General features: G+C 66.5%; 11 protein-coding genes. 1 reads left to right on the top strand and 10 read right to left on the bottom strand.

Annotated elements, in window-relative coordinates:
* From G3N93_RS22380 to argS, 6 genes are all read right to left on the bottom strand, one after another.
* Window positions 1-464 (bottom strand): ATP-binding cassette domain-containing protein (locus G3N93_RS22380; RefSeq protein ID WP_206133975.1); only part of this gene is annotated, 464 nt, incomplete at its 3' end.
* A gap of 199 nt (window positions 465-663) precedes the next feature.
* Entirely contained in the window at window positions 664-2,259 is a 1,596-nt protein-coding gene (locus tag G3N93_RS22375) for an ABC transporter substrate-binding protein (RefSeq protein WP_206133974.1), read from the bottom strand.
* Window positions 2,260-2,623: 364 nt separating this feature from the next.
* Window positions 2,624-3,397 carry an SDR family oxidoreductase gene (locus tag G3N93_RS22370; protein WP_174937701.1) on the bottom strand — a complete coding sequence of 258 codons (774 nt, stop codon included), beginning with the start codon at window positions 3,395-3,397 and terminating at the stop codon, window positions 2,624-2,626.
* Between the two features lie 19 nt (window positions 3,398-3,416).
* Complete coding sequence (locus G3N93_RS22365; protein WP_174937703.1) at window positions 3,417-4,055, bottom strand: thiol:disulfide interchange protein DsbA/DsbL; 639 nt, start codon at window positions 4,053-4,055, stop codon at window positions 3,417-3,419.
* A gap of 69 nt (window positions 4,056-4,124) precedes the next feature.
* Window positions 4,125-5,030, bottom strand: coding sequence for an SPOR domain-containing protein (locus G3N93_RS22360; protein ID WP_011353363.1), 906 nt, complete (start codon window positions 5,028-5,030; stop codon window positions 4,125-4,127).
* A gap of 106 nt (window positions 5,031-5,136) precedes the next feature.
* Entirely contained in the window at window positions 5,137-6,918 is a 1,782-nt protein-coding gene (argS, locus tag G3N93_RS22355; RefSeq protein WP_206133973.1) for an arginine--tRNA ligase, read from the bottom strand.
* A gap of 200 nt (window positions 6,919-7,118) precedes the next feature.
* On the opposite strand from argS, the gene G3N93_RS22350 reads away from it, so the two are divergent.
* Window positions 7,119-7,442, top strand: a complete 324-nt coding sequence (locus tag G3N93_RS22350; protein WP_011353361.1) for a DUF1840 domain-containing protein — start codon at window positions 7,119-7,121, stop codon at window positions 7,440-7,442.
* 115 nt (window positions 7,443-7,557) lie between these two features.
* Here G3N93_RS22350 and metH read toward each other — a convergent pair whose 3' ends face one another.
* From metH to G3N93_RS22330, 4 genes are all read right to left on the bottom strand, one after another.
* Complete coding sequence (gene metH / locus G3N93_RS22345; RefSeq protein ID WP_174988768.1) at window positions 7,558-10,275, bottom strand: methionine synthase; 2,718 nt, start codon at window positions 10,273-10,275, stop codon at window positions 7,558-7,560.
* A gap of 42 nt (window positions 10,276-10,317) precedes the next feature.
* Entirely contained in the window at window positions 10,318-11,385 is a 1,068-nt protein-coding gene (locus tag G3N93_RS22340) for a homocysteine S-methyltransferase family protein (RefSeq protein ID WP_041492970.1), read from the bottom strand.
* A gap of 201 nt (window positions 11,386-11,586) precedes the next feature.
* Window positions 11,587-11,844, bottom strand: coding sequence for a DUF3567 domain-containing protein (locus tag G3N93_RS22335; protein WP_006477667.1), 258 nt, complete (start codon window positions 11,842-11,844; stop codon window positions 11,587-11,589).
* A 254-nt stretch (window positions 11,845-12,098) separates the two neighbouring features.
* Window positions 12,099-12,965: DUF3108 domain-containing protein (locus G3N93_RS22330; protein WP_206133972.1), on the bottom strand; the 867-nt coding region annotated here is incomplete at its 5' end.

Below are 12,965 nucleotides of genomic sequence, written 5' to 3'. Positions count from 1 at the left end.
CCGCCGCTCAGTGCCTGCGCGGGCGTGTCGGGTTGCAAGTCGCGCAGGCCGGCCGCGTCGAGCGCAGTGCGCAACCGTTCCACGAGATCCCATCGATCGCCGATCAGGTCGAAGTCGTGCGGTTCCGCGCGGCCGTCGGCCAGACGCGCGAGCGCGCCGAGCGGCGCATCGAGCGCGGCAATCTGCGCGACGGTTCGCGGGCCGGCCGACGCGTCGTCGTTGGTGTGCTGCTGCGCGACGTAGACGATTGACGTGTGCCGGTCGATGGTCCCCGCGCTTGGCGCGCAGCGGCCCGCGATCAATTGCGCGAGCTGGCTCTTGCCGATGCCGTTGCGGCCGACGATGCCGGTCGGCGTGCGGTCGATGGAAAGGTCGAGCGAATCGAACAGCGTGACGCCGTCGTCGAAGCGGAAGGAAACGTGATGAAGCGCGACGAGCGCGCCGGTGGGCGTGGCAGCAGCCATAAGCACCTCCGAAAATGCGTGAAGACCTTCGCGCGCGGCGTGCGTGGCACGGCGGCGAAAACATTTTGGGAAGGCTTAGTTGTTCACTTTGGCTGGCGTCCGGTATGAGGAATGAGCGCGCAGTGTAGCAAGCGCGGCGCGCGGGCCGCAAGCGACGGCCCGACGCACCGTCGCTTGCGCGCCACGCGCGAGGGTCGCGTTACTGCACGGCGACGGACGTGAAGTTCTGCCGCCCGAACGGGCTCACGTGGTAGCCGCTCACGTTCGTGCGCGTGAGCGCGGCCGCGGTCGGGTAGCCGAGCGGAATCCACAGCGCCTGGTCGTGGATGATCTTCTGCGCGGCTTCATACAGCTTCGCACGCTTGGCCTGGTCGGCGGTCGACTTGCCGTCGGCGATCAGCTTGTCGAGCTGCGTGTCGCAGAAGCGCGCGAAGTTGATGCCCGACTTCACCGCATTGCAACTGAACAGCGGCGACAGGTAGTTGTCCGGATCACCGTTGTCGCCAGCCCAGCCCATGAACAGCATGTCGTGCTGGCCGAGCTTCGCCTGCTTGATCAGCTCGCCCCATTCGATCACCTTGACTTCGGCCTTCACGCCGATCTTCGCGAGGTCGGCCTGCAGCAGCTCCGCACCGACCTTCGGGTTCGGGTTCAGCACGCTGCCGGTCGGGCGCGTCCAGATCGTCGTCGAGAAGCCGTTCGGGAAACCGGCCTGCGCGAGCAGTTGCTTCGCCTTCGCCGGGTCGTACGCATACGGCGCGACGTCCTTCGCGTAGCTCCACGTGTTCGGCGGATACGGGTTGTTCGCGGCCGTCGCGGTGTTGTCGAACACGACCTTCAGGTAGGTCGCGCGGTCGAACGCGAGGTTCAGTGCTTCGCGCACCTTGTCGTTGTCGAGCGGCTTCTTCTGCGTGTTCAGCGCGACGAACGCGGTCATGAACGCGGGCGTCTGCACGACCTTCAGCGCACTTTCACCCTTCGCGGCGAGCACGTCCTGCGGCTTCGGCGACAGCGCGATCTGGCATTCGCCGGCCTTCACCTTCTGCAGCCGCACCGACGGATCGGGCGTGATCGCGTAGATCAGCCGGTCGACCTTCGGCTTCGCGCCCCAGTAGGTCGGGTTCACGTCGTAGCGGATCAGCGCGTCCTTCGTGTAGCTCTTCAGCACGAACGGGCCGGTGCCGACCGGCTTCGCGTTCAGGTCGGCCTGCTTGCCGGCCTTCAGCAGCTGGTCCGCGTATTCGGCCGAATAGATCGACGCGAAGCCCATCGTCAGGATCGGCACGAAGGTCGCGTTCGGCTCGTTCAGCACGAACTTCACCGTGTTGTCGTCGACCTTCGTGACCGACTTCACGAGCTTCACGAGGCCCATCGACTGCGCGTGCGGGAAGCCGCTCGCGCCGGCCACCTTGTGCCACGGATTCGAATCGTCGAGCATCCGCGAGAACGTGAACACGACGTCGTCCGCGTCGAGCGTGCGGGTCGGCTTGAAGGTGTCGGTGGTCTGGAACGCGACGTTCGGGCGCAGGTGGAACGTGTACGTGAGGCCGTCGGCGCTCGCATCCCATTTGTCGGCGAGCGCGGGCACGACCTTCTTCGCGGCTTCGTCGTACGACACGAGCGTGTTGAAGATCACGTCGGCCGATGCGTTGGTCGTGACGAGCGAGTTGTACTGCACGACGTCGAAGCCGTCCGGGCTCGATTCCGTGCAGACGGTGAGCGGCTTGGCGGCGACGAGGCCGGGGGCGGCGAGAGCGGCGGCGAGCGTGGCCGCGGCGAACAGCTTGACCTGCATAGGATCTCCCACGTGGCTTGTGTTTTTTGCTGGGTGACGGGATGCGGGCGCGGCCCGGAAGCGGACAGGGCCGGCGCGGCTGGCGAATAGCATACCGTCAAAGCGCACGACGCGTGAAAAAAGGCGCCTGAACGCGGCGAATTGACCGAAAAACGGCTGCGTTCGCGACGGAACGGGTGTTGGGGCGGCGGGAGGAGTGGGGGCGGCTGCGGGGAGGGGAACTGGCGCCGGGGAAGCCGGGCAGTGGTGCAGCGGGGGCGGTGCGCGAATCGAAGTGTCGAAGCGGCTGGGCGTTGGTACGGAGAGACGGAGAGGCGGAGAGGCGGCCCGCGAAGCTTCGCGCGGGCCGGCGCTCGTCGATGCGTCAGTGCGCGCCCGCCTTCGGCTTGCGCGGCGCCTTCTCGAACAGGCGGTCGTACAGCCAGCGCGGCAGCACGTGCAGCACCTTCGCGACGACGCCCATCTGCCACGGAATCACGCGGAATGCATGCTGCCGCGCGATCGCCTGGGCCGCACGTGCCGCGAAGCGGTCGGCGTCCATCAGGAACGGCATCCGGTACGGGTTGTGCGCGGTCATCGGCGTGCGGATGTAGCCGGGCGCGATCGTCACGACGCCGACGCCGGCCGGCCGCAGCTCGACGCGCAGCGCTTCGAGATACTTGATCGCGGCCGATTTCGACGCGCTGTACGCGCCGGAGCCGGGCAGCCCGCGCACGCCGGCGACGCTCGCGACACCAACCAGCGTGCCGTGGCGCGAGGCCGTCATCGGGGCGACGAACGGCTCGAACGTCGCGACCATCCCGTAGTAGTTGATGTCCATCACGTCGCGGAACGTCGCGAGATCGCCCTGGCCCGTGACGGCGCCCTGGCTGATGCCTGCGTTCGCGATCACGACGTCGGGGCAGCCGTGCGTCGCGATGAACGACGCGGCGGCCGTCGCGAGCGCATCGGCGTCGCGCACGTCGGCGGAATAGACGGAGATGGACAGCTTCGGGAAGCGCCGCGCGAACGCATCGAGGGCATCGGTGCGTCGCGCGACCAGTGCGAGCGTGGCGCCCTGGCGGGCGTATTCCTCGGCCATCGCGAGGCCGAGGCCGCTCGATGCGCCGGTGATGAAGACCTTCAGCGGAGTAGTCATGCCGGCGCGCGGGCGGGGATCAGAGCTTCTTGTCCTGAACCTGCTTCACGAGGAAGTCGAGCACCTGGGCCGTGCCCGGGATGCTGTTCGCGTAAGCGGGGCCCGTCTTGTACTTGCCCTGGACGACGACCGTCGGCACGCCGTCGATCGCGTAGTCCTTCAGCAGCTTGGCCGACTGGTTCACTTCGCCCTGCACGCTGAACGAGTTGTACGCGTCCATGAACTGCTTCTTGTCGACGCCCTGCGTGGCCAGGAAGTCGGCCTGCGCCTGCGGCGTCAGCAGGTAGTTCTTCTGCTTGTGGATCGCGTTGAAGATCGCCGGCGTGACCTTCTCGGAGATGCCGAGCGCGGACACGGCGTAGAACAGCTTCGAGTGCGGGACGAAATCGTCACGGAATGCGACCGGGACGCGCTTGAAGTCGATGTTGTTGCCTTGCTTCTTCACCCAGGCTTCGATCGTCGGCTCGAATTCGTAGCAGTGCGGGCAGCCGTACCAGAAGAACTCGATCACCTCGACCTTGCCGGCCGGCGCGGACACCGGCTGCGGCGACTTCATCACCTCGAAATCCTTGCCGGCGACCGGCGCGGCGGGCGAAGCCTGCGCGAGGCTCGCGGCCAGGCCCAGGGACAGAAGGAGCGTGCTAAGCAGTTTTTTCATGTTGTGAACGTCGAATCAGTTGCTCGGGTTACGGGACGTAACGGGTTCTGAGTGGGCTCGGCCGGTTGCTTATTGCTTCGTGAAACGGATCACCGCCGTGTCGACACCTGCATCGGACAGGCGCTGGCGGGCCGAGTTCATATCCTCGAACTTCGAGAACGGGCCGACGCGCACGCGGAAATACGTCACGCCGCTGACATCGCGCTTCGACACCTTCGACTCGAAGCCCTGGAAGCCGAGGCGCGCGCGCTGCTGCTCGGCGTCGCCTTCCGTCTTGTACGCGCCCACCTGCAGGAAGTAGCCGGTATTCGCGTCGTTCGCGGTCGGCGGCTTCGCTGCCGCGGCGGCCGTGGCCGACGAGGTCGGCTTCGGTGTGTTCGCGGCCAGTTGCTGTTGCTGCTGCTTTTGCGCGGCGGCTTGCTGCGCCTGCTTCTGCGCGGCGAAGCGGGCGAGGTCGTCCTCGCCGCCTTGCTGCTGTTGCTGCTGCGCTTGCTGCGTCTTCTTCGGCGGCGGCGTGGTGTCGGCCGGCTTCGGTGCGACGGCGACGCCATTACCCGACGACGTATTGTTCGACGCGGTCGTGTTGTTCGAGCTGCCGGTGTTGTTCGAACCGCTCGACCCGTTGGCCTGCGGCGGCACTTCGACGATCTGCGGTTCGGGCAGCAGGCCGCCCTGGGTCTGGTTCGCGGCCTGGCCGGGCGCGGTGTTCGGCGGCGCGGGCTGCGCGGCCTGCGGCACCGGCTGGCCCGGCGTCTTGCCCTGCAGCGCGCGGTTCGGATCGAACTGCTGCGGCTGGCTCGCGCCGTTGTCGGCCGGCGGCGGCGCGACCTTCGACACGAACGGCGACGGGGAACGCGTGATGTAGAGCGCCACCACCACGGCGATCGCGAGGCCGACGATCAGGCCCAGCACGATTCCAAGAAATGTCCCTCCGGCTTGTTTCGATTGCTTCGAAGTTCGGCGTGGTTGTGCCATTGCTTGAGTCACCTGCAAAAAGAATCGTGAAAAGGCTGCGGCGGGCGCCCGACGGCGGGCGCTCCAGCCGCAGCCATTCGCTGCCCGGTTCGGGCCGCTTGCTGCCTTACATCTTGGCGGGCGCGGACACGCCGAGCACCGCCAGACCATTCTCGAGCACCTGCCGGGTCGCGGCGAGGAGCGCGGCGCGCGCATTGCGCGGCGCTTCGTCGTCGACCAGCACGCGCTCCGCATTGTAGAACGAGTGGAATTCGCCAGCGAGGTCGCGCAGGTAGAACGCGACTGCGTGCGGTGCCAGCTCGTTGGCTGCGTGCGTGAGCATGTCCGGATACTCGGCCAGCTTCTGCATCAGCGCCGCCGCTTGCGCGCTCGTCAGTTGCGACAGGTCGGCGCCGGGCAACTGCGCGACGTCGACGTTGTAGCGCGATTTCAGCTCATTGAGCACCGAGCAGATCCGCGCATGCGCGTACTGGACGTAATAGACCGGGTTTTCGTCGTTCTGTTTCAGCGCGAGGTCGATGTCGAACACGAACTCGGTATCGGCCTTGCGCGAGATCAGGAAGAACCGCACCGCATCGCGGCCGCGCGTGATGGTCGCTTCGTCGATCAGGTCGGGCGCCGCTTCCTGGCCCGCCGCCGCGCCACCCGACCATTCGATCAGGTCGCGCACCGTCACGTAGCTGCCCGCGCGCTTCGAGATCTTCACTTCCTGGCCGTCGCGCATCACGGTGACCATCTTGTGCAGCACGTAGTCGGGGTAGCCCTTCGGGATCCCGATGTGCAGGCCCTGCAGGCCGGCGCGCACGCGCGCGATCGTGCCGTGGTGGTCCGAACCCTGGATGTTGATCACCTTGGTGAAGCCGCGCTCCCACTTCGTCACGTGGTACGCGACGTCCGGCACGAAGTACGTGTACGTGCCGTCCGACTTGCGCATCACGCGATCCTTGTCGTCGCCTTCGTCGGTCGTACGCAGCCACAGCGCGCCGTCCTGCTCGTAGGTCATGCCGGCCTTGATCAGCGCGTCGACCGTCTTCTCGACCCGGCCTTCGCTGTACAGCGACGACTCGAGGTAGTACTGGTCGAACTTCACGCCGAACGCCTGAAGATCCATGTCCTGCTCGCGACGCAGGTACGTGACCGCGAACTTGCGGATCGCGTCGAGATCCTCGACGTCGCCCGTGCCCTTGACCGGCTCGCCGTCCGACGCGGCGACCGTTTCGCCGCTCAGGAAGTCGCGTGCGATGTCGGCGATGTATTCGCCGTTGTACGCGGCTTCCGGCCAGCCCGCGTCGCCCGGCTTCAGGCCGCGTGCGCGCGCCTGCGTCGAGATCGCGAGGTTGCCGATCTGCACGCCTGCGTCGTTGTAGTAGAACTCGCGGTGCACCGCGTAGCCCTGGCTCGCGATCACGTTCGCGAGCACGTCGCCGAGCGCGGCCTGGCGGCCGTGGCCGACGTGCAGCGGGCCGGTCGGGTTCGCCGACACGAATTCGAGCAGCACCTGTTTGCCTTTCTCGCGATCCGACGTGCCGAACGCGCGGCCCTGGTCGAACACGGCGGCGATCACCGCCTGCTTCGCGGTGGCCGACAGGCGCAGGTTGATGAAGCCGGGGCCGGCGATTTCGGCGGCTTCAACGAGGCCTTGCGCGCCCGGCTGGGCGGTGAGGGCGGCGACGATCTGCTCGGCGAGCTGGCGCGGGTTCGTGCCGAGCGGCTTCGCGAGCTGCATCGCGACGTTGCACGCGACGTCGCCGTGCGCGGCGACCTTCGGGCGCTCCAGCGTGATGACGGGGGCGACGGATGCGGCGTCGGCGCCTTTCAGCGCGTGTGCGACCTGCTTGACGCTATCCGCGAGCAGGGCTTCGAGGGTCTGTTTGTGTGCTGGCAGCATGCTGGTAGAAGGCTTCGTTGGTGGCGGCCGGAAACGCCGGCCCGCCGGCGCGCTTTTTAAGCGCGCGTTTCAGGGATCGCAGAATTTTAACAGGTGCTAATATGCCGCTCAGGCGGCCCGCGTCCGCGAGGCCGGACGCCGGTCTGCCGGCGTTCCCCAACCGCGCCGCGCAGGCACAACAAGATGAAAAGGGAATTGTCATGATTACGTTCAAGAGCAAGGCGGCACAGGATCTCGACGTGCTGAAGGATTTCGCCGTGTATGTGCTGGGTCTCGTCGGCAAGCAGCTGGGCGAGCGCGGTGTGATTACGCACGATGAGCTGGACCACGCGATCGCCAAGCTGGAAGGCGCAGTTGCACAGGCGAAGCAGGAACGCGCCGAGCACGCCGGCCATTTCCACGAAGACGAAGCCGACCACGCGCACCACGAAGTGCCGCCGAGCCTGGCACAGCGCGTCGCCCCCTTCCTCACGATGCTGCGCGAAGCGAAAGCCGGCGAAGCTGACGTGCACTGGGGCTTCTGAGCCTGCTTGCCCGGCCGGTCCGAAAGGATCGAAAGGCAGGAAAAAGCCCGCTTTCGAGCGGGCTTTTTCTTTTGTCTGACGATAGCGGGCGACGGCGTGGCCGTCGAAAGGCCGATCAGAGCTGCGGCGCAAGCGCGCGGCGCGCGTCGTCGAGCGACAGCGCCATGCGCTGCGCATAATCCTCGAGCTGATCCTGCCCGATTTTGCCGACCGAGAAATACGTGCTGTCCGGATGCGCGAGATAGAAGCCCGACACGCTCGCGGCCGGCAGCATCGCCAGCGAATCGGTCACGCTCATGCCGATCTCGTCTGCGCGCAGCACGTCGAACATGTCGCGCTTCACGAGGTGGTCGGGGCAGGCCGGGTAGCCGGGCGCCGGGCGGATGCCTGCGTACTTTTCGGCGATCAGCGCATCGTTGTCGAGCGTTTCGCCGCTCGCGTAGCCCCACAGCTCGCGCCGCACGCGTGCGTGCATCGCTTCCGCGAAAGCTTCCGCGAAGCGGTCGGCGAGCGCCTTCAGCATGATCGCGCTGTAGTCGTCGTGGTCGGCTTCGAACTGCTTTTCCTTCACGTCGACGCCGAGGCCGGCCGTCACCGCGAACATGCCGATGTAGTCGGCGACGCCGGATTCCTTCGGCGCGATGAAGTCGGCGAGCGAGCGGTTCGGCCGCATCACGCCGTCGACCACCGGGCGCACGCTCTGCTGGCGCAGGTTGCGCCACGTGAGCAGCACTTCCGAGCGCGACTCGTCGCTGTAGATCTCGATGTCGTCGCCGTTGACGGTATTCGCCGGCAGCAGCGAGATCACGCCGCTCGCGGTCAGCCAGCGGCCCTGGATCAGGCGCGCGAGCATCGATTTCGCGTCGGAGAACACGCGTCGCGCCGATTCGCCGACGATCTCGTCGTTCAGGATCGCCGGGTACGGGCCCGCGAGATCCCAGGTCTGGAAGAACGGGCCCCAGTCGATGTATTGCGCGAGCTCGTTCAGGTCGTAGTTCTTGAACACGCGGCGGCCGATGAACTTCGGCTTCACCGGCTGGTAGCCCGCCCAGTCGACCTTGGTCTTGTTCGCGCGCGCTTCGGCGAGCGTGACCATCGGCTGCGCCTTGCGGTTCGCGTGCTGGTCGCGGATGCGTTCGTAGTCGGACTTCAGCTCGTCGAGGTACTTCGCCGCGCCTTCGTCGGACAGCAGGCTGGATGCGACCGACACCGAGCGCGACGCGTCCGGCACGTAGACCACCGGGCCTTCGTAGTGCGGCGCGATCTTCACGGCCGTGTGCACGCGCGAGGTCGTCGCGCCGCCGATCAGCAGGGGGATCTTCTTCACGCGGAAGTAGTCGTCGCGCTGCATTTCCGACGCGACGTACGCCATTTCCTCGAGGCTCGGCGTGATGAGGCCCGACAGCCCGATGATGTCCGCGCCCTCGACCTTCGCCTTCGCGAGGATCTCGTTGCACGGGACCATCACGCCCATGTTGACGACTTCGAAGTTGTTGCACTGGAGCACGACCGACACGATGTTCTTGCCGATGTCGTGCACGTCGCCCTTCACGGTCGCGATGACGATCTTGCCTTTCGCGCGCACGTCGCCGCCCGCTTCCGCGAGCAGGCGCTTTTCTTCCTCGATGAACGGGATCAGGTGCGCGACGGCCTGCTTCATCACGCGCGCCGATTTCACGACCTGCGGCAGGAACATCTTGCCCTGACCGAACAGGTCGCCGACGATGTTCATCCCGTCCATCAGCGGCCCTTCGATCACGTTGATCGGGCGGCCGCCGGCCGCGTCGATCTTCGCGCGCACCTCTTCGGTATCTTCGACGATGAAGTTCGTGATGCCGTGCACCAGCGCATGCGAGAGCCGCTTCTCGACCGGCTGGTTGCGCCACTCGAGGTTCTCTTCCTTTTTCGCGCCCCCTGCCTTGAACTTGTCGGCGATCTCGAGCAGGCGGTCGGTCGAATCGTCGCGGCGGTTCAGGATCACGTCCTCGACGCGCTCGCGCAGCTCGGCGTCGAGGTCGGCGTACACGCCGAGCTGGCCCGCATTGACGATGCCCATGTCCATCCCCGCCTGGATCGCGTGGTAAAGGAACACGGTGTGGATCGCCTCGCGCACCGGGTCGTTGCCGCGGAACGAGAACGACACGTTCGACACGCCGCCGCTGATCTTCGCGTGCGGCAGGTTCTGCTTGATCCAGCGGGTCGCCTCGATGAAGTCGACCGCGTAGTTGTTGTGCTCCTCGATGCCGGTCGCGACCGCGAAGATGTTCGGGTCGAAGATGATGTCTTCCGGCGGGAAGCCGACTTCGTTCACGAGGAAGTTGTACGAGCGCGTGCAGATCTCGATCTTGCGCTCGTAGGTATCGGCCTGACCGGTTTCGTCGAACGCCATCACGACGGCCGCCGCGCCGTAGCGTCGGATCAGGTGCGCATGGTGGCGGAACGCGTCCTCGCCTTCCTTCAGCGAGATCGAGTTCACGATCGCCTTGCCCTGCACGCACTTCAGGCCCGCCTCGATCACTTCCCACTTCGACGAGTCGATCATGATCGGCACGCGCGCGATGTCCGGCTCCGACGCGATCAGATTCAGGAAGCGCACCATCGCCGCCTTCGAATCGAGCATCGCCTCGTCCATGTTGATGTCGATCACCTGCGCGCCGTTCTCGACCTGCTGGCGTGCGACCGCGAGCGCCTCGTCGAACTGGCCGTTGAGGATCATGCGTGCGAACGCCTTCGAGCCGGTGACGTTGGTGCGCTCACCGACGTTGATGAAGAGCGTCCCGGGCGTGACGTTGAACGGCTCGAGGCCGGCAAGGCGCATCATGTGATCGGTCATGGCGGTGCGAATTCTGGTGATGAAGGACGTGGGGCGGTCGGGTCAGGCGTTGTCGCTGTACTGGTTCGGCCAGCGGCGCGGCTTCACGTCGGCGAGCGCCTTCGCGATCTCGGCGATGTGTTCGGGCGTCGTGCCGCAGCAGCCGCCCGCGAGGTTCACGAGTCCGGCTTGCGCGAATTCCTTCAGGAGGCCCGACGTGACGTCCGGCGTCTCGTCGAAGCCCGTCTCGGCCATCGGGTTCGGCAGGCCCGCGTTCGGGTAGCACGACACGTACGTGTCGCACAGCTTCGCGAGCTCGGCGATGTACGGGCGCATCAGCGCCGCGCCGAGCGCGCAGTTCAGGCCGAACGTGAGCGGCTTCGCGTGGCGCAGCGAATTCCAGAACGCTTCGACCGTCTGGCCCGACAGGATCCGGCCCGACGCGTCGGTGACGGTGCCCGAGATCATGATCGGCAGGCGCTCGCCGGTGTCCTCGAACAGCTCGTCGAGCGCGAACAGCGCGGCCTTCGCGTTCAGCGTGTCGAAGATGGTCTCGACGAGGAACAGGTCGACGCCGCCGTCGAGCAGCGCCTTCGCCTGCTGGTAGTACGACGCGCGCAGTTCGTCGAACGTGACGTTGCGTGCGCCCGGGTCGTTGACGTCCGGCGAGATGCTGGCCGTTTTCGGCGTCGGCCCGATCGCGCCCGCGACGAAGCGCGGTTTTTCCGGCGTCGCGTATTTCTCGGCCGCTTCGCGCGCGAGCTTCGCCGATTCGATGTTCATCTCGACGACGAGATCTTCCATCTCGTAGTCGGATTGCGCGACGGTCGTCGCGCCGAACGTGTTGGTCTCGACGATGTCGGCGCCGGCCGCGAAGTACTGGTCGTGGATCTCGCGGATGATCTGCGGCTGCGTGATCGACAGCAGCTCGTTGTTGCCCTTGATGTCGCGCGGGAAATCCTTGAAGCGCTCGCCGCGATACGCGGCTTCGTCGAGCTTGTAGCGCTGGATCATCGTGCCCATCGCGCCGTCGAGGATCAGGATGCGCGATTTGAGCAGCGCAGGCAGTGCGGCGCCGCGCGTGTAGGGCGCGTCGAGCGGGACGGAAGCGGCGAGAGGAGTCGCAGACATGGGCGAGAGACCGGCGAAGACGGGAAAACCGTCATTGTAGCCGGTGCGCATGGGCGCCGCCCGGCCTTGCGCCGCGCCGGCCGGGCCGCCAAATGAAAACCCCCGCCGGCGAACCGGACGGGGGCATGATCGGAGTGCTCGCGGCGCCGCGTCGATGCGCGGCGAATGGCCCGGCCGCGCGAGGCGCCGGGCCGCGGGTCGTCAGTGCAGTACGACGGGCATCATCATCAGGCTGTCGAATTGTCCGAGGAATTCGTCCACTTCGTCGAGCGACGGCTCATCCTCGATCAACTGCTTCACGTGCGCGCGGAATCGTTCGGCAAGTTCGCCGTCGATGAAGATTTCGCGCTGCGCGTTCTTGTCGACGATTTCATATCCGCCGGCATTCATCAGGTGGTGGCCGGCCTGCGGCGCGAATTCGACGACGCAGTAGTTGGGGCTGTTGTAGATCATTTGCATGGCGGCACTCCTCTTCGCAGTGGCATCTGGCCTTGTTGTCCCCTAGGTGGGGCGAGCCTTGCCGGTTTCAAGGGGCTTGCGCTGCACACCCCGTTCCCGTCTGCATGGGGTGTATCGGTTAGAAGCCGATGTCTATGAAACGTTTCCCATTGTCTGCCGGTGGACTGAAATAGTTGTTAAAGAGTGTCATCGGCCATTTCACGGAAATCTGTAATCGGTCGAAATTGCCGAATCGTGCGCATGCGCGCGTGAGTTCACTGTGTGACAGGCGATGTGACAGGCGAAGTCGCGGGCGGTGCAGCCGGTTGTGCCGGCGGTTGCACGGTGGCCGGCGGTGCCGGTTGTGCCGGTTCCGCGGCGGGAGCGGCCGATACGTCGGGCGTCGGTGCACCGGTGAGCGCATGCGTTGCGCCGCCAGCCGGCGCTTCGTCGGACGGCGCGCCCGGCGCCGCGAGCCGGCCATGCCACAGCAGCTCGATCTGCGCGCCGTTCGGTTCGGACTGCACGAGCCGCGCGGGCAGCCAGCCGAGCGACGGCGCGAGCCACATGTCGATGCGGCGCGTGTCGCCGTCGCGCCTCGGCAGGCGCATGAAGTGCCGCGCGCCGATGATGCCGGCCTGCGTCTGCACCTGCTCGTCGCCGATCACGGTGATCGGCCAGGTCTCGCCGCTGTTGTTGTCGATCACGAAGAACTGCTGCGTGACGCCCGGCTTGTACGCGGACGGATTGCCACGCACGAGCCCCGACAGCTGCATCAGCATGCTGAAGCGGTCCTGCACGCCGTCAGGCAGCGGCGCATTGTTCGGCGTGCGCGTGAACACGACCTGCCGGATCTCGCGGTTGAAGATCGCGATATCTTCCGGCCGCTTGCCGCGCTTCTCGACGTAGCGGTCGGGCGCGACGCCGAACGCGTCGATGCGGCCTTCGCTGCGGTAGGTGAACGGGCCGACGAACGGCACGGGCATCGACACCGACAGGTCGTAGGTGTGCCCGTCGGTACGCCAGTGGATCGTGCCGATCATGTTCTGCATGCCGTTGTAGAACGTGTCGTACTGCAGGTCGCCGGACGGCGGCGCGGTGAACTTCACGCCGTTCGTCGCGGGGCCCGGCGTCGCGGCGCT

Source organism: Burkholderia sp. Se-20378 (genome assembly GCF_017104665.1).
Taxonomy (GTDB): Bacteria; Pseudomonadota; Gammaproteobacteria; order Burkholderiales; family Burkholderiaceae; genus Burkholderia; species Burkholderia lata.
This window is presented reverse-complemented; position numbering and strand designations above follow the sequence as displayed.

Excerpts from the sequence above, each read along its gene's own strand:
- metH (WP_174988768.1), bottom strand. The coding sequence starts at position 10,275 with ATGACCGATCACATGATGCGCCTTGCCGGCCTCGAGCCGTTCAACGTC.
- G3N93_RS22340 (WP_041492970.1), bottom strand. The coding sequence starts at position 11,385 with ATGTCTGCGACTCCTCTCGCCGCTTCCGTCCCGCTCGACGCGCCCTAC.
- G3N93_RS22375 (WP_206133974.1), bottom strand. The coding sequence starts at position 2,259 with ATGCAGGTCAAGCTGTTCGCCGCGGCCACGCTCGCCGCCGCTCTCGCC.
- argS (WP_206133973.1), bottom strand. The coding sequence starts at position 6,918 with ATGCTGCCAGCACACAAACAGACCCTCGAAGCCCTGCTCGCGGATAGC.
- G3N93_RS22370 (WP_174937701.1), bottom strand. The coding sequence starts at position 3,397 with ATGACTACTCCGCTGAAGGTCTTCATCACCGGCGCATCGAGCGGCCTC.
- G3N93_RS22335 (WP_006477667.1), bottom strand. The coding sequence starts at position 11,844 with ATGCAAATGATCTACAACAGCCCCAACTACTGCGTCGTCGAATTCGCG.
- G3N93_RS22360 (WP_011353363.1), bottom strand. The coding sequence starts at position 5,030 with ATGGCACAACCACGCCGAACTTCGAAGCAATCGAAACAAGCCGGAGGG.
- G3N93_RS22350 (WP_011353361.1), top strand. The coding sequence starts at position 7,119 with ATGATTACGTTCAAGAGCAAGGCGGCACAGGATCTCGACGTGCTGAAG.
- G3N93_RS22365 (WP_174937703.1), bottom strand. The coding sequence starts at position 4,055 with ATGAAAAAACTGCTTAGCACGCTCCTTCTGTCCCTGGGCCTGGCCGCG.